We start from the raw sequence: 16,131 nt of genomic DNA on the forward strand, positions 1-16,131 counted from the left end.
CGGATCCGATGCTGCTCATCGCCTCCCCGATCACCCACGATCGCGAAGGCGGTGCCATCCGGTGCGAGGACCATCGACTCCCGTGGCGCGACATCGAGGGTGTGCCGGAAGGGGCGTCCGTCCGGGTCGCGGAGGAGCACGGACCGGGAGCGCGCCTGCTCTTCCGGCGCACTCGACGGCTGCATCGCAGCGAGACCCCTCAGAGATCCGGAGAGCGCAGGAACCCGAGGCGGCAGCGCGCCGTCCCCGGTGATCCCCTCAGGCGCCTTGCTCACGCAACCGCGCTCCAGGCGTCTGTCGCAGCCGTGCCCGCACGGGAACAACGAGGATCAGCGAGAGCGCCGCCCAGGAGCCGACGAGCCCGAGAACGGCGCTCTGGACGGGCCAGACCACCAGACCCTCGCCGAGGGCCGCGCGACTGACCAGCCAGCAGACCGCACCGGTCGCCGCGACCGGTGCGGCCGCTGCCGTCGACGCAGCGAGGGCCAGTGCGAAGCTCTCGGAGAGGAGGAGCCCGACGATCTGGTGGCGCCGCATCCCCGCCGCCTGGAGAAGGGCGATCTCGCGGTCGCGGTCCTGCGCGGAGAGCGCGATGACCGCGGCGCTGGTGGCGAGCATCGATACCGCCACGATCGCGACGATCGTCAGAACATCGGTGAGGTCGGCGCGGGTCCCGGGCTGGACCGCCGTCGTCATGGCTACGACCGACTCCACCGCGCACAGGAGGACTCCTATTCCTCCGAGACCCGCCGCGAGCGGCGCGATCGTGGCGGCGCTGACCCGCACCCGGGCCGTGGCTGCCCGGACGCCGAGCGCGGGGACGACGAGACCCGATCGAGCCAGGAGAGCGTGCAGTGCACGGAGGACGAGCCCGACCGCCTCCGGACAGAGGAGGTACACGGCCAGGAGGAGGCTTCCTCCTGCATCGACGGCCAGGTTGAACATCGGAGCGGGTCCGGTCGCTCCGAGCTCTCGGGCGGAGCCGGACGCGGCGACGAGGCCGCAGGAGAGGAAGAGGAATACGAGGCCGCTGACGAGGCGCGCTGCGGTCGCACCGGTGTGGAGACGGCCGTCCTCGGACGCTCGGAGCGCAGCACTCGGCGGCGTCCGGGCGGCGCGGCGCGCGGGCAGTACTCCGCCGGCGAGCGTGGTGAGCGCTCCGAGCCCCACGGTGGCCACTGGGGCCCAGGGTGACAGCGTGAAGGCCGGAAGATCGACGACGGACGAGACCGCGCCGTTGAAGGCGGGAACAGCCCAGAACGCCAGCAGCGTCGAGAGCAGCGCCCCGAGGAGGGCACCGGTGAGACTCACGATGCCGATCACGAGCAGGGTCGCACCGAACACCTGCATCGGCGAGGCACCCAGAAGGAGCCAGAGCGCGTGCGTGCGACTCGTGGCCGTGACGCTCGCGCGGCCGACGACCGTCAGGGCGACGCACGCGACGAGTGCCACCACGGCGTAGATCGTGATCGAGAGGATCCGGAACTCCTGGAGACCGACGCCGGCGTCCGAGGCTGCGGCGGCGAACGAAGGGTCCCCGGTCCACGCGAACTGGTGGACGCACAACCCGACCAGGGTGGCGACCAGGGCGACCACGGCTGTCGCAGGTGACCACAGGCGCCAGTCGGCGGCGAACATGCGAACGACGTAGCGGGACACGACTCAGGACCTGGCCTCTTCGAGGATGCTCAGCAGCTCGTGGCTCGTCCGGCGGCCGGTCGTCCTCACTGTTCCCCCGTCGTGCATCACCACGACGGTGTCCGCCAGTGCCGCGGCTTCGAGATCATGCGTGACCATCACGACCATCCGGCCCTCGTCCGCCATGCTTCTCAGCGTCGACAGGACGATCTGCGAGCTGTGCGAGTCCAGGGCCCCGGTCGGCTCGTCTGCGAAGACGATGCTGGGCCGCCGTGCGAGGGCACGGCAGAGAGCGGTCCGCTGCTGCTCTCCGCCGGAGAGCGTCCGTGCAGGTGCATGACGCCGATCCCCCAGACCGAACGCCTCGACGAGCCCACGGATCCGGTCGTGCGGCACGGGTGACCGGTCGAGCCGGAAGGGGAGCGCGATGTTCTCCTCGACGTCGAGGAAGGGCACGAGGTTGTACTGCTGGAAGACGAAGCCGATCTCGGTGCGGAGCATGCGGGAGCGCTCGGCCGCCGACAGGCGGTACACGTCCCGGCCGTTCACTTCGACGGTGCCCGTCGTCGGTCGATCCAGTCCGCTGAGGCACATCAGGAGCGAGGTCTTGCCGGAGCCGGAGCTGCCGACGACAGCAGCGAGTCCGCCTCCTTCCAGATGGATGTCGCAGCCGCGCAGGACGGTCGTCGTCCGCCGACCCGCGGCGACGGTCTGCCCGACGGCACGCGCCTGGAGCATGGGGATCATGAGAGCGCCTCCTCAGGCGTGGTGAATGGCCTTCCCCCTCTCGGGACGCCCGCGATCCCCGATGGTGCGGGATCGCGGGCGTTCGCGGGCGACGGTCAGCAGTTGCCCCACGTGATCGAGCTGGGCCAGCCCGGGCACGGCGAGACGATGCTGAAGGTGCTGACGCGCGCAGCATCGTGTGCGTCGGTCTCGCCTTCGAGCGTCTGGAACTCAAGAATCCGGTTCATGGTGTTCACCTCCTCTCTTCCTGTCGGGCGGACTCGGTCAGAGTCCGAAGGGCAGGGCGGATCTCCCCGTCTCGAGCTCGTCGAGCGCCGCGATCACTCCGAGCGATCCGGTCAGATAGTCGGACGAGAGCCGGAGGTTCTGATTGCCTCGGAAGAAGACGCCGCTGTCATCGAGCACGGCATGGAGGCGCAGCGAACGGATGTGCGAACGGAGGACCTCGTCGAGTTCTGCGCTGGGCCGATGGCGTGTGCGGCGGTTCAAGTAGATGAGGAACCCGGACAGACCGTGGGCGAGCGAGGCTTGCGCGCACTGCTGATAGGTCGCGGCGGCATCGATGGCGGCGAGGGACTCCGCGAAGAGCTCGGAGCCCGTCACCCGCTGCAGCTCGAGGATCGCCAGACCCGGACCGGTCGACCCGATCCCGAGATAGGGGAGCGTTCTCCACCCCTCGTCGAACTCGAGGGTCCCGTTGCGGGTGATCGTGCATCGTGAGAGATCGGCGTCGATGGCTCGTACAGCGAGCGAGACGTAGAAGTCGTCTCCGGTGGCTTCATGGAGCCGAGCGAACAGGATCGCGGCGGCGCACCATCCGTGGAGGAGGCCGACGGAAGCTCCCCGCGCATCCTCGTCGAGGAGTGCGGCGAGATGGTGGGCCGCCTCGGACGGATCTTCTCCTTCTGCGAGATCGGCGAGCCCTGCGCCGGCCCACCCCGACCAGAGGGTCGGACCAGAGGGGGTAGCCGCACGCGTGGACTGCAGGGCATCGAGTGTGCGCGTGAGTCCTGCCTCGCGTGCAGCGAACCGGATTCCCTCCCGCCCGCAGAGCCCGCGCGAGCGCACTCCGGCGACGCGACCGGCGAGCCAGCGATCAGCAGCCTCGAGATCCGCGTCTCCCGACCGCCCCAGAAAAGTGATGGCTCCCGCCGCGCCGTAGGGAAACCCCGCACGATGATCGGCGCTGTCGCGGGCGAGAAGAGGGATGTCTCCGGGAACGACAGGAGCGTCCTCCGCCCATTCGAGAACCGACGTGACACCTCGGACGATCAGATTCCGCAGCTGGTGGTCGGAGCAGGCGGCAAGACGATCGACGCGCTCGTCGACCGATCTCCGGCTCGAGGTGGGAAGAGCATCGAGGGTGTGCGCCCTCACAGACCGCAGCACGGCGGACGGGACGGCGAGGTCGTCTGCGGCTGCTCGCAAGAGCTGCTCGATCTTCGCGACGTTGCCCTGGTCGGCGATCGTCGCCTGAGGGAAGAGGAGATCGAGTTCGAGGATCCCCAGCGACCACTCGTCGGCTCGCGTCCCCCTCAAGCCTTCCCGGGGCTCGTATCCGGGAGCTCCCTGGCCGGACCGCCACTCGGGATCCATCCTGTGCGCGAACTCGAAGTCGAGCAGGCACGGATGCGTTCCGTTCCGCATGATGACGTTCTTCGGGTGGATGTCCCCGAGAAGCCATCCGGCGCGGTGCACGGAGGAGAGCGCAGCGTCGAGCCGTGCGACGGTCGCGCTCAGCCACGAGGTGTACCCGTCGTCGACGAGAAGCCAGGGGGCCGGACGGAGCAGCGGAGTCCGAGTCATCCACTCGCGCTTCAGATCGTTCCCCTCCACGTGCTCCATGACCAGGTATCGGTGCTCCCAGGCGGTGAAGGAACCGTAGAAGACCGGTACGCAGCCCAGGTACTGCAGATCCACCAGCACCTCCTCCTCGTGGGCCAGACGTGTCACCGCGTCGACGCCGTCGCCGTCGAGCCCGGCATGTGGACGCGCCTCCTTGAGGACCACCACCGTCCCGATCGGGACGAACTCATCCGTCGTCGCTTCGGCGAGATAGACTCCGCCGCCGTTCGAGAAGTGCAGGGCTGAGAGCATGTCGAAACCGAAGGCGACCTCTCCTTCTTCCTCTCCCTCGACCTCGACGGAGTCTGGAAGCGACGCCCAGGGAGGGGGCGTGTAGGCCGGTCGCCGGACGTCCTCGATCTCGTTCCCGTCCGGATCGATGAGTGTCGAGACGAAGCCCGTGTCGGTCTCGGACGGGAGGAAGGCCCCGTATCGGAAGTGGACCGGGCCGGACCGCCAGCGCCGATCGGAGAGTATGTAGGGACCTCTGCACCCGGCCAGAAGGGCGTCGAGATCCTCCAGCGCGCGGGCGAACTCGTCGTCCGAACCGGGGTACACCGTGATGAACTTCCCGGCCCCAGCCCGATCGGCGTACTTGCCGTTCTGCATCAGGAGGAGATCGGCGCTCGCGAGGTGCTTGAACGGCAAGCGGGAGCCGAAGCAGTGGCGAGAGGTGGCGTCGAGGATCGTCCGAGCATCGCCGAGAGTTGTCGAGAGGTGGATCTTCCACCCCTGCCTCGGCAAGGACAATCCGTCGGGTATCCAGTTCCGCCACGGGCGGGACTCCCTCGTCTGCCAGCCCTCGGGTGCGCGATGCGCGACATCGAAAACATCGCCCTCGACGGGGTCCTCGTCGCCGGCGAGGGCGTAGAACGGCATCCCCGGGCGGCAGTACTGGAGGTACTCGAGGTCGAGCGGCATCGCTTCCCCTTCCTCGGCGGCGTGACCCACCGAGCAGACGGCGCGGTGCTGACTCCGAGGCTACGAAGGGCTCCGGCCGGGCGCTTCCCGCCGGGGTCATGGATGACAATGACCGGGGTCACAGCAGGGACATGACCGTGGTCACGGGTCTCGCTCTCGGTGCCCGGGCTACCATTGTCGACATGGGCTCATCTCCGGGGACGGACGCGGCTTCTTCCGTTCCGTGGGCGGGGGAGCCCGCGCGTGCCGGGCTCGGGTCCTCCTCCTCGTCGAGCGCAGTGGACAGGACGGTCGTCGCGCTCCAGGTGATCGCACTCTGCTGCCTCGTCATGGCGGGGAGCCTGGGAGTCGTCGACTCCGCTCAGAGGGGCGCCGGTCCACCGGTCGCGGCAGTCGCGTGGCTCGCGCTGGCACCCGTGATCGCCGGGATCTGGGTCGTTCGGCCGCGCATGATGAGAGCGGGGCACGGGGCCGCCGTGACGGCGGTGTCCGTCGTCGCCGCGACGCCGGTCGTCGTCTTCGGCCGGCTCGATTTCACGATCCCGGTCCTCCTCCTCGTCGTGGCGTTCGCGGTGGTCGACGTCTCGCTCCGCGCAGGGGCGCACGCGATGATCTGGATCGCCTCCGTCGGACTGGCCCTCCACGTCGGGGGTGCCGTCGGCTCGGGGAGGACGCTCCTCTCCGGGGCTCTCGACGGTGTGCTCAACGTGGTGCCGGTGGCCGTGCTGATGTGCTTCGGGATCGCCCTGGGTCTCTCTCTTCGGGGATTCGAGAGCGAGCGATCCGCTGATCAGCGGGTGATCCGGCGCTTGCATCGCGCGTCCGCGACGGAGAGGGAGCTGCTGCTGTCGGACGAGCGTGCCCGGAGCGCTCGTGAGCTGCACGACGGCCTCGGGTACAAGCTGACCCTCGTCTCGATGAGTCTCGAGCTCGCCGATCGCCTGCGCCCCGCCGATGCCGAGCAGGCGTGGGCAGAGGTCCGCACGGCTCGATCCGCGTCGAGCGAGGCGCTCGCGGACATGCGGATGTGGGTGAGAGCGCTCAGCCCCGTCCGGAACCAGGGCGCCCGCGGGCTGGCCGCGCTGGAGCTGATCGCGGAATCCTTCCGCGGCACAGGAGTCACCGTCGATGTGGTCGGCGACACGGCGTCGGACCGTGTCCTCACGAGCGACGACGAGATCGCGCTCGTGATCTATCGGGGCGTTCAGGAAGGGCTGACGAACGCCTTGCGGCACGGCGCTGCCCGCAGTGTCCGCATCGATCTCGAGACCGAGGACAGCCGGCTCGAGCTCTCGATGCTCAGTGACATCGACGCGGGCAGACGGTCCGGTATCCGCGACGGCGAGCCCGAGCTGGGCTTCGGGCTGCGCGGCCTCGACGATCGCGCGACGGCTCGCGGGGGGCGGCTGACGGCGCGGCGCATCGACGACCGGTTCCTCCTGCGTCTCGCGATCCCTCTCGGACGCGGCGGCGGGGAACACGAGGGGCGCGCTTCGTGACGGAGACGACGCCGAGGCGAGTGCTGCTGGTGGAGGACCAGCAGATGATCCGCCGCGGGCTGGTCATGCTCCTCTCGACGGTCGAGGGGGTCGAGATCTCGGCCCAGGCCGAGAACGGACAGGTCGCTCTGCAGATTCTGCACACGACGGAGGTGGACGTCGTCGTCACCGACGCGCGGATGCCGGTCATGGACGGCGTGGAGCTCGCTGCCGAGTGCGCGCGGCGGCACCCGCATCTGCCCGTCCTCCTCCTGACCACCTTCGACGACCACGCGCTCGTCCAGGAGGCCCTGGCCGCAGGAGCGGCCGGATTCCTCCTCAAGGACACCTCGGTGGAGGGCCTCGTCCTGGCGCTCGACGCCGTGATCGGCGGCGGGATGGTGATCGATCCGCGCGTAGCCCGACCGGCCGTCCAGCCGGGCCGCACCGGCGAGAGCCCGTTGGCGCTGCTCACGCGGAGTGAGCGGGTGGTCGCCGAGCTGGTAGCGGAAGGGAGCACGAACCGGGAGATCGCCGCCGCGCTCGTGCTCGCGGAGGGCACCGTCAAGAACCACGTGTCCTCGCTCCTGCGCAAGCTCGGCGCCCGCGATCGCACCGCCCTCGCGCTCGCGCTCCACAGAGCACTCCATCCGGACGGCGTCTGACCACCGGCCCGGTGCAGGCCTGGCGCCCCGTCCGCGCGATGCCGGCCCGCCGCCTATCCTTGAGGGCGATGTCGAACTCCCGCGCCGAGGCCGCCTACCTGCGCTCCCTCGGCGCCTTCCGGACACCGACCCTCGATCTCCTGCACGGCCGCTACGCCCCGTTCGTCGTCGCCGCCCTGTCGCTCGTGTTCACGGTCGACCGGCAGGCGGTGGCCGTGGCCGACGCGCACGCCGAGGTGGGGGAGCTGCTCGAGGAGCTGCGCTCGGCCGGGTACGACGAGGGCGAGCGCGCGCTGCCGAGCGGCACGGCGCGCGAGGTGTGCCGCTACTGGGTCCGCGTCGGCTGGCTCGTGCCGCAGATCGAGGGCGAGGCCGAGGTCTACCGGATGAGCGCCCACGCCGTGAGCGCCCTCGAGATCACCGGGCGCACCGGAGGCGGACGCACGCGCGTCTCGAACTCGCGGGTGCGCACCCTGCTGGAGGCGGTCGAGCGGCTGGCAGCGGACGTCGAGCCCGACCCGGAGGCGCGGCTCTCACGGCTCCGCGAGGAGCGGGCCCGCCTGGACGCGGAGATCGCCGCGCTCGAGGAGGGCGCCGGTCTCGAGCCGGCCGACGACGAGCAGCTCCTCGAGGAGGCGGAGAACGTGGTGCATCTGGCCCGCGAGCTGCCGGCCGACTTCGCGCGGGTGGCGGAGTCGATCAAGGCGATGCAGCGCGACGTGGTCGCGGACCTGCGCCGCGACGTCCGCCCGACCGGCGAGGTGCTGCGGGAGTACTTGGAGCGCGGGCAGCACGTGATGCAGGCCACCAGCGAGGGCCGTGCGTTCGCCGGGGCGCTGCGCCTCCTGGGCGACCCCGAGCGGATCGACGCGCTCGCCGACCAGCTCCACACCGTGCTCGTGCAGCCCTTCTCGCGCCTGATGGACCCGGCGCAGCGCGCCGAGCTCAGCGCGATCGGACGCCGGGTGGAGCTGGGGGTGCAGGAGGTGCTGACCGCGCAGCGCCGCGCCTCCCACGTCATCACGGGTCAGGTCCGCACCCACGATCCGGCTCGCGACCGCCAGGTGGACGAGCTGCTGCGCGAGGTGATGGCGGGGCTCCAGGAGTGGACGGGCGGGATCTCGCCGGATGCGCCGGTCGCGCCGCTGCGGCACCTGCCCGTCGCCGGGATCGGCCACCTGCGGCAGACGCTCGGCGATGTGCGCCCTGCCGGAGGGCCGGCGCCCCTCGCCGGAGACGACGGCGACGCGGAGTTCGTCGGCGACGACAGCCGGGCCTGGGGCGGTCCCCGCTATGCGGAGCTGGAGGCGTACGTCGCGCGGCTCGGCGACGAGTTCGATCTGGCGGACGCCTTCAGCGCGGCTCCGGAGGACACACGACGGCCCGTCGACCTGCTCGGGCTGCTGGAGATCGCGCACCGGACGGGCCTCGTCGACCGCGAGGGCTACTCCGTCGTCAGCGCCCGCCGACCCGACGGGACCGTGCGCCGCTTCGCCTTCGGATCCGTGACCGCCCGCACCCAGGAGGAGACCGACGATGAGTGACACCCCGGCGACCGACGAGCCCGCCGTCGATCCGTTCATCGCGCCCGTGTCGATGGAGGAGGACCCCGACGAGCTCTTCCCCGGCGACCGCGGCGTCCTCGACACCGAGGTGCGCCGCGTGCTCGTGCACGTGCTGCAGCGCCGCTTCCTCCTCGCCGACCGCCATCGCGAGCAGTGGGCCGTGCTCCAGGAGCACCGGCAGCTGATCGAGTCGCGGCTCAACGACCTGTTCGTGCGGCTCGTCGTCGACCACGAGCGCGGAGTCGCGTACAAGCAGCAGGTGCGCTCCGACGAGGTCGAGATGCCGGTGCTGCTGCGCGACCTCCCCTACACCCGCGCCGAGACGCTGGTGCTGGTGCACCTGCGCACGGTTCATCAGCGGGAGTCGGCGGCCGGCGAGCCGTCGGCGCGGGTGGACGTCGAGGAGGTCGAGCAGACGGTGCTCAGCTACTTCGCCGACGCCGAGCGCGACACCGCGCGCCGGCAGCGCATGGTCCGCAAGGCGCTGGAGCGGCTCGGCCGCGACGGCATCGTCGACGAGGAGTCCGCAGGGCGGTACCGGATCAGCCCGATCGTGGAGATCGTGCTGAGCGCGCCGAAGCTGCGGGAGCTGAGCGACTGGCTGCACGGGCGCAGAAGCGAGGAGGCGTCTCCGGCCGGGGGAGCGGCGCTCGCCGAGGAGCCCGGCTCCGTGGATCCGGAGGCGGCGGACGAGGACCTCCCCGACGACGACACCCCCGACCCGGAGGACGACCCCCGATGACGATGCTCGACACCCTCTTCGGCCTGATCCCCGCCGCCTCGCGCGGTCAGCAGTGGCTCGCCGAGGACCTGCAGCTGGTCAACTGGGGCGGCTACGACGGCGCGCACCGGGTCCGCTTCTCGCCCGGCGCCACGCTGCTCTGCGGCGGCTCCGGGTCCGGCAAGTCGACCCTGATGGACGCCTACATCGCCCTGATGATGCCGCACACCACGCCGTTCAACGGCGCTTCCAACGGCGGAGTGACCGGTCGGCCCCGCGGCGAGGATCAGCGCAACATCCTCTCCTACGCCCGCGGGAAGCTCGACGAGTCGCGGACGGAGGAGGGCACGACCATGCGCGTCCTGCGCGGCGACGGAGTCGACACCTGGACCGCCGTCGCGATGACCTGGGTCGACCACGACGGCTCGCGGTTCAGCGCGGTCCGCGCCTGGTACGTCCCGGCCGGTTCCCGCGTGCTCGAGGAGACGGTGCGCGTCCGCGCGAGCGCCGAGGGCCCGATCGACCTGACCGCGCTCGACCGCGCAGCGGCGCACCGCTTCTCCGATGCCTCGCTCCGGGCGGCGGGCCTGGACCCGCTCGCGACGGATCGCGAGTTCTCGGCGCGCCTGCACGCGGTGCTCGGCATCGGAGCGGCGGGAGCCGGATCGAAGGCGATGAGCCTGCTCGCCCGCATCCAGGCGGGTCAGCAGATCACCACCGTCGACGACCTCTACAAGCGGCTCGTGCTCGAGGAGCCCGAGACCCTCGCCTCCGCCGACGCGGTCGTCGCCCACTTCGACGAACTCGAGAGCACCCGGCAGCGGATGCTCACCGCCCGTCAGCAGGTCGCGGCACTCGAGCCGCTGCGGGGCCTGCGCCTGCGCATCGCCGCGTCCGCGGAGCGCGTGCGCCTCATCGACGCGCTCGGGGAGTTCGACGCCCCGGTGTCGCCGGCGGCCCTGTGGCGGGCGGAGCAGCGCCTCGGCCTGCTGCGCGACGTCGAGGCGGAGCTGCGCGAGCGCACCCGCGCCGTCGACGCCGTGCTCCGAGAGAAGCGGGCGCTCGCCGAGGCGGCGGAGTCGGAGCGGGACGGCCTCGCCGAGGTGCTGCGGGCCTCCGGCGGCGACCGCCTCGAGACGGCCCAGCGAGAGCTCCGCGAGGTGGAGCGGCGGCTCGAGACGGTGCGCGACAGCAGGATGCGGCTCGACGAGGATCTGCGGGCCCTGGGTGAGGAGGAGACCACCCGCGAGGGCTTCGAGAGGGCTCTCGCACGCGCTTCCGACGTCACGAGCGCCGCCGCGACGAAGCGCGACGCCCGAGCGGCCTACGCGGAGGCGACGACGGAGCGCACGGCGGCGGTCCGCGCTCTCGTCGACCTCGACGCGGAGCACCGCGCGGCCTCCCAGCATCAGGACAGCATCCCGAGGCCGCTGCACGAGGCGCGGGAGATCATCGCCCGTGCGGCGGACCTCCCGGTCGACGACCTGCCCTTCGTGGGAGAGCTCGTCGAGGTGCGGAGCGAGTTCGAGCCGTGGCGGGACGCGTTCGGCCTCGCTCTCGGCGGCTTCGCGACGACGCTCCTGCTCGATGTCGCCCATCTCGACCGCTTCCGCTCCGCCGTCGATGCGGTGCGCCTTCCGATCCGCCTCCGCTACGAGGGCGTGCAGACAGGTCTCGAGGAGGTGCGCGGCCTCGATCCGTCGACACTGCCCGGCCGTCTGGACTACCGCTCCACGCCCTTCACCGGGTGGCTGCAGGACCGCCTCGAAGACCGTTTCGGCTTCGTCTGCGTCGACAGCGCCGGCGACCTCGGCCGGCACCGGCTGGCACTCGCTCTCTCCGGGCAGCTCTCTCAGGGCCAGCGCGGAGCGCACGGCGGCCACGGCGCGGCGAACGTCCTGGGCTTCTCGAACTCGCGCAGGCTGCGCGAGTTGAGTGCGCTCGTCGAGACGGCTCGCGCACGCAGCGCGGCGGCGACAGAGGCGTCCCGAGTCGCGGAGGAGGCACTCGACGCTGTCGAAGACCGCCTCGTCCGCTTCGCCCGCATCGCCGGACTGTCCTGGGACCAGGTCGACGTCGATTCCCTTGTCGCCGAGCAGGAGCGCTGGACCTCGGTGCTCGAGGAGGTGGCGGAGGTGAATCCCGAGTTGGCGCGGCTGCAGGAGCAGATGGACGGGCTGCGCGGCCGCCTCGAGCGCCTCCGCCAGGAGATCGCCCGCGCCGGGGTGGAGCGCGAGCGGATCGAGGCGGAGTGGGCCGTCGTGGTCGACGACGTCGACGCGAGCCAGGGGGTTCTCGATGCGGCGGAGCGCGCCGGACGGGAGCTCGACGACGACCAGCGCGCCTTCCTCGACGCCCGGTTCACGCTGACCGAGGCCGCGGCGTCCGGCAGCGCCTCGGACGTCCTGGTCCGCTTCGACGCCGCGCTGGCCACGGCGGCGCAACGTCTCGCGGAGGACCGCCGCTCCGCAGCCGAGGCGCACGAGCAGCAGCGGGAGAGCGCCGGCCGGATCATGGCAGGCTTCCTCGACCGCTGGCCGAACCCCAACCTGCTGGTGGACCCCGAGGCGTCCGCGGGTGATTTCGAGCGGCTGCTCGACGCTCTCGAGACCAGCGGCCTGCACCGGCTCGAGACCGAGTGGCGCGACAGCCTGCTCACTCTCTCCGGCAACGACCTCACGAGCTTCGACTCCACGCTCGGCCGCTCGCTGCGGGAGATCCGCGAGCGGATCGAGCCGATCAACGTGATCATGCAGGATCTGCCGTTCTACGACGACGGTCACCGCCTGCAGATCACCACGCGCGAGAACCAGTCGGAGGTGCGCCGCCGGTTCCGCCGCGAGCTCCGGGACGTGCGCGCCCAGATCCAGGCGGTGTCCACGGAGGAGGAGCGCGAGCAGGTCTACCGGCGGATGTCCCGACTCATCCAGCGGCTGCGGCGCACCGCGCCCGATTTCGGCGACCTCGTCGACGTCCGCAACCACGTCCGTGTCAGCGCCGAGCGCGTGGACGCCGTCACCCGAGCGCACGTGGCGCTGTACGACCACATCGGCGAGAAGTCCGGCGGGGAGTCGCAGGAGCTGATCGCCTTCATCGTCGGAGCTGCGCTGCGCTACCAGCTCGGCGACGCGGGAGCCGATCGCCCGCGGTACGCCCCGGTCTTCATGGACGAAGCGCTGATCAAGGCCGACGCCCACTTCACCAAGCGGGCGATCGGCGCGTGGCGCGGTCTCGGCTTCCAGCTCGTGATCGGTGCCCCGAACGACAAGTACAGCGCGATCGAGCCGCACGTCGAGGTGGAGTACGACATCCTCAAAGACACGCGCGGACGCTCCTGGGCCAGGCCGAAGGTGGGCCTGGGAGAGAGGTGACCGATGCCGAGTCTGACCACTCCTGACGGTGCGATGAAGAGCGTGGCCGCCGCGCTTCGGAAGACCTGGGCTGACAGAGTACTCGCCGATCTCGACGGCGCGGAACCGGATCCGATCTCCGTGGGCCTTCGTCCGGGAGTGACGTCGCCGTCGCACGTCGCCGAGGTGGGCTTCGGACCCTGGAGTTCATGGTTGCGGCTGTGGGACGGCTTCAACCTGGGCGACGTCAGCGGCATCAGCTGTATCCGGTCCTCCATCAACGTCCAAGGCGTCGCGGTCGATGCTCCTCTCCAGTTGATCGTCGACTCGCTCGAGACCGCCTTCGCGGTTCTGCAGCAGGAGAGGGCGGGCGGACCGCTCGCGTTCGTGGAGAGGGCTCGTCTGGCCGCGATCTCGTTGCGCACGTCAGGAGCGATCCTCACGCCGAGGGTCCTGGAGCGCATTGCAACGTTCGCTGATCCTGACATCGATGTCCTCGTGGAAGCCGTCGCCTGGCTTCGCGGTCACTCGGACCTGAGCGGGTGGACGAGTCGTCAGCTTCCTCTGCCCGGGGCGCACTCGAAGTGGCTCGTCAAGCATCTTCGCCTTCTGGACGTGCTGACAGGACGCGACCTCGGAACCGAACTGCGACCGCGTCTCGCCGTCCTCCATCTGACCTACGTGGACCCGCAGTATCTCGAGAGCGGCCGACGTCGACACGATTCGTGGACGACGGGCGATCTGCACTCCCTTCCGTACGAACCGCGCGTCGTCGTCGTCGTGGAGAATCGAGACTGCAGGCTGTGGTTCCCGGATCTGCCCGGCGCGCTCGTCATCGAGGGGGGTGGGAGCGCCGCCGCCTCCCTTCTGGCCGACCTCGACTGGCTCAGGGACGTCGAGCACGTTGTCTACTGGGGCGACATCGACAGTCGCGGGTTCTCCATCCTCGCCGACCTCCGCTCGGCTCTCGCCGAGCACGGTGTCCCGGTCCGGTCGATCCTCATGGACGGCGACGCCGTCCGACGGTTCGCGTCTCGTGGAGTGAAGCACGACCCTCACGGAACACCGCTCCGTGCGTCGCGCACTCGGCCGAGAGGCTTGACCGAGCACGAGAGAGAGGCCTACTCGGTGGTCGCGACCTCAGGACCGGCGCCCTTCAGACGGATCGAGCAGGAGAGGATCCCGCTCGAGGACGCCTGCCGAGAAGTCCTTCGCGCTATCGGGGAGTCGAACTGACAGGGCCTGCACGCTCGGCGCCTGTCCCTACTTCCCGATCTTCGCGTGGCTGCGCGAGTAGGCGAAGTAGATCACGAAGCCCACCGCCAGCCAGATCAGGAAGCGCAGCCAGGTCTCGATCGAGAGGTTGAGCATCAGGTAGGTGCAGATCAGGGCGGAGAGCAGCGGGAGCCACGGGTTCAGCGGGACCCGGAAGCCGCGCTTCAGGTCGGGCCGCTTGCGGCGCAGCACCACGACGCCGACCGAGACCAGGACGAACGCCGAGAGCGTGCCGATGTTGACCATCTCCTCGAGCACGCCGATCGGGGTGAGCCCGGCGAGCAGGGCGACGACGATCGTCACCACCACGGAGGTGAACCACGGCGTCCGCAGGCGCGGGTGGACGGTGGCCAGGCGCCGCGGGAGGAGTCCGTCGCGCGCCATCGCGAAGATGATGCGCGTCGCTCCGATCAGCAGCGTCAGCACGACGGTGGTCAGACCGGCGACGGCGCCGGCCGAGATGACCGTCGCCATCCAGGTCTGCCCGTGGTACGCGAACGCGTTGGCGAGCGCGGCGGACGGGTCGAGCTCGCGGTAGGGGACCATGCCGGTCACGACGAGGGCGACGGCGCAGTAGAGGACCGTGCAGATGATCAGCGAGGCGATGATGCCGATGGGCAGGTCGCGCTGGGGCCGGCGGGTCTCCTCCGCGGTCGTCGCCACGACGTCGAACCCGATGTAGGCGAAGAACACCAGGGAGGCGCCGGCGATGATGCCGCCGACCCCGAACGTGGCCGGCTCGATGCCCGAGAGGAACTGGAGCAGCGGCTGGGTCAGCCCGGATGCGGACTGCGAGGGCTCGGCGGCGGGGACGAACGGCGTGTAGTTGGCGGTGTTCACGAACTGCAGGCCCGCGATGATGACGAACAGGACGATGAACAGCTTGATCGCGACGAGCACCAGGTTCACGCGCAGCGACTCCTTGATGCCGAAGGTCATCAGCGCGCCGAGCACGAGGACGAGCAGGATCGCCGGCACGTCGACCACGCCGCCGTAGGTGAGCGCCGGTGGGAGCGTCACTCCCAGCTGCTGCAGCAGCGACCCGAGGTAGGCGCTCCACCCCTGCGCGACCACGCTCGCTCCGAGGAACAGCTCGAGGATCAGGTCCCAGCCGATGATCCAGGCGAAGAGCTCGCCGAGGGAGGCGTAGGAGAAGGTGTAGGCGGAGCCCGACACCGGGACCGTGGAGGCGAACTCGGCGTAGCACATGGCCGCGAGGGCGCAGGCGAAGGCGGCCACGACGAAGCTCAGGACGATCGCCGGCCCGGCGATGTCGTGGGCGGCGCGGCCGGTGAGGGTGAAGATGCCGGCGCCGATGACGACTCCGACGCCGAAGACCGTGAGATCGAGCGCGGTCAGCGACTTCTTGAGCTTGTACTCGGGCTCATCGGTGTCGGCGATCGACTGCTCGACGGACTTGGTGCGGAGGAGGCTCACGGTGGTTCTCTCTGTGGGCTGCGGGGTGGAGGCGCGAGGGCCACTGGGGAGGATAGCGGGGCCGGCGCCTCTGCCGCGCCGGGCGTCGCCCGAGTACGCTTCCCGGCCATGAGCAGGATCTTCTCCGTGGCGTTCGCCGACGTGCACCCCCTCTACGTGGCGAAGGCGGAGCGCAAGGGCCGGACGAGGGAGGAGGTCGACGAGGCGGTGCGCTGGCTCACCGGCTTCTCGGACGAGGAGCTGACCCGGCACCTCGACAGCAGGACGACCTTCGAGGAGTTCTTCGCGGCGGCGCGCCTGCCTCCGGAGGCCTCAGCCATCACGGGGGTGATCTGCGGTGTGCGGGTCGAGACGATCGAGGATCCGCTGATGCAGCGCGTCCGGTACCTCGACAAGCTGATCGACGAGATCGCGAAGGGGCGGCCGATGGCGAAGGTGCTGCGAGCGCCCGCGGTCGGCTGAGCCGACAGCCCCGGGCGCTCCTCCACA

The 16,131-nt window shown here is 70.7% G+C and carries 12 protein-coding genes; 7 read left to right on the top strand and 5 right to left on the bottom strand.

Features of this window, described 5'->3' with window-relative positions; all coding sequences use genetic code 11:
• Positions 1-258 precede the first annotated feature (258 nt).
• The 4 genes from C5D44_RS06590 to lanKC form a co-directional block, all read right to left on the bottom strand.
• Positions 259-1,638 (bottom strand): FtsX-like permease family protein, encoded by a 1,380-nt coding sequence (locus tag C5D44_RS06590; protein WP_219812829.1) that lies wholly within the window; start codon positions 1,636-1,638, stop codon positions 259-261.
• Positions 1,639-1,662: 24 nt separating this feature from the next.
• Positions 1,663-2,385 carry an ABC transporter ATP-binding protein gene (locus C5D44_RS06595; RefSeq protein WP_104281189.1) on the bottom strand — a complete coding sequence of 241 codons (723 nt, stop codon included), beginning with the start codon at positions 2,383-2,385 and terminating at the stop codon, positions 1,663-1,665.
• 95 nt (positions 2,386-2,480) lie between these two features.
• Positions 2,481-2,621 (bottom strand): hypothetical protein, encoded by a 141-nt coding sequence (locus C5D44_RS17985; protein ID WP_181109985.1) that lies wholly within the window; start codon positions 2,619-2,621, stop codon positions 2,481-2,483.
• Positions 2,622-2,649: 28 nt separating this feature from the next.
• On the bottom strand, positions 2,650-5,151 hold the full coding sequence (lanKC, locus tag C5D44_RS06600; protein WP_104281190.1) for a class III lanthionine synthetase LanKC: 2,502 nt from the start codon (positions 5,149-5,151) through the stop codon (positions 2,650-2,652).
• 182 nt (positions 5,152-5,333) lie between these two features.
• Between lanKC and C5D44_RS06605 the strand changes: the two genes are divergently transcribed.
• The 6 genes from C5D44_RS06605 (at position 5,334) to C5D44_RS06630 (ending at position 14,166) form a co-directional block, all read left to right on the top strand.
• On the top strand, positions 5,334-6,650 hold the full coding sequence (locus C5D44_RS06605) for a sensor histidine kinase (RefSeq protein WP_146088002.1): 1,317 nt from the start codon (positions 5,334-5,336) through the stop codon (positions 6,648-6,650).
• The gene (locus C5D44_RS06610) at positions 6,647-7,294 is read left to right on the top strand and encodes a response regulator transcription factor (RefSeq protein ID WP_258067896.1); all 648 of its coding nucleotides are present in this window, start codon (positions 6,647-6,649) and stop codon (positions 7,292-7,294) included. Before C5D44_RS06605 ends, C5D44_RS06610 begins: the two co-directional genes overlap by 4 nt.
• A gap of 68 nt (positions 7,295-7,362) precedes the next feature.
• Positions 7,363-8,838, top strand: coding sequence for a DUF3375 domain-containing protein (locus C5D44_RS06615; RefSeq protein WP_104277600.1), 1,476 nt, complete (start codon positions 7,363-7,365; stop codon positions 8,836-8,838).
• On the top strand, positions 8,831-9,601 hold the full coding sequence (locus tag C5D44_RS06620) for a DUF4194 domain-containing protein (protein WP_104281192.1): 771 nt from the start codon (positions 8,831-8,833) through the stop codon (positions 9,599-9,601). Before C5D44_RS06615 ends, C5D44_RS06620 begins: the two co-directional genes overlap by 8 nt.
• The gene (locus C5D44_RS06625) at positions 9,598-12,951 is read left to right on the top strand and encodes an ATP-binding protein (RefSeq protein ID WP_104281193.1); all 3,354 of its coding nucleotides are present in this window, start codon (positions 9,598-9,600) and stop codon (positions 12,949-12,951) included. Before C5D44_RS06620 ends, C5D44_RS06625 begins: the two co-directional genes overlap by 4 nt.
• A gap of 3 nt (positions 12,952-12,954) precedes the next feature.
• The gene (locus C5D44_RS06630; RefSeq protein WP_104281194.1) at positions 12,955-14,166 is read left to right on the top strand and encodes a DUF3322 and DUF2220 domain-containing protein; all 1,212 of its coding nucleotides are present in this window, start codon (positions 12,955-12,957) and stop codon (positions 14,164-14,166) included.
• 27 nt (positions 14,167-14,193) lie between these two features.
• On the opposite strand, the gene C5D44_RS06635 is transcribed toward C5D44_RS06630, so the two are convergent.
• Positions 14,194-15,642: an amino acid permease gene (locus C5D44_RS06635; RefSeq protein ID WP_104277596.1), complete on the bottom strand. Its 1,449-nt coding sequence runs from the start codon at positions 15,640-15,642 to the stop codon at positions 14,194-14,196.
• Positions 15,643-15,750: 108 nt separating this feature from the next.
• Between C5D44_RS06635 and C5D44_RS06640 the strand changes: the two genes are divergently transcribed.
• Positions 15,751-16,104 (top strand): DUF2200 domain-containing protein, encoded by a 354-nt coding sequence (locus tag C5D44_RS06640; protein WP_104281195.1) that lies wholly within the window; start codon positions 15,751-15,753, stop codon positions 16,102-16,104.
• Positions 16,105-16,131 lie beyond the last annotated feature (27 nt).

Source organism: Rathayibacter sp. AY1B5 (assembly GCF_002932795.1).
GTDB lineage: Bacteria > Actinomycetota > Actinomycetes > Actinomycetales > Microbacteriaceae > Rathayibacter.

Excerpts from the sequence above, each read along its gene's own strand:
- C5D44_RS06595 (WP_104281189.1), bottom strand. The coding sequence starts at position 2,385 with ATGATCCCCATGCTCCAGGCGCGTGCCGTCGGGCAGACCGTCGCCGCG.
- C5D44_RS06625 (WP_104281193.1), top strand. The coding sequence starts at position 9,598 with ATGACGATGCTCGACACCCTCTTCGGCCTGATCCCCGCCGCCTCGCGC.
- C5D44_RS06590 (WP_219812829.1), bottom strand. The coding sequence starts at position 1,638 with ATGTTCGCCGCCGACTGGCGCCTGTGGTCACCTGCGACAGCCGTGGTC.
- lanKC (WP_104281190.1), bottom strand. The coding sequence starts at position 5,151 with ATGCCGCTCGACCTCGAGTACCTCCAGTACTGCCGCCCGGGGATGCCG.
- C5D44_RS06640 (WP_104281195.1), top strand. The coding sequence starts at position 15,751 with ATGAGCAGGATCTTCTCCGTGGCGTTCGCCGACGTGCACCCCCTCTAC.
- C5D44_RS06620 (WP_104281192.1), top strand. The coding sequence starts at position 8,831 with ATGAGTGACACCCCGGCGACCGACGAGCCCGCCGTCGATCCGTTCATC.
- C5D44_RS06615 (WP_104277600.1), top strand. The coding sequence starts at position 7,363 with ATGTCGAACTCCCGCGCCGAGGCCGCCTACCTGCGCTCCCTCGGCGCC.
- C5D44_RS06630 (WP_104281194.1), top strand. The coding sequence starts at position 12,955 with ATGCCGAGTCTGACCACTCCTGACGGTGCGATGAAGAGCGTGGCCGCC.
- C5D44_RS06605 (WP_146088002.1), top strand. The coding sequence starts at position 5,334 with ATGGGCTCATCTCCGGGGACGGACGCGGCTTCTTCCGTTCCGTGGGCG.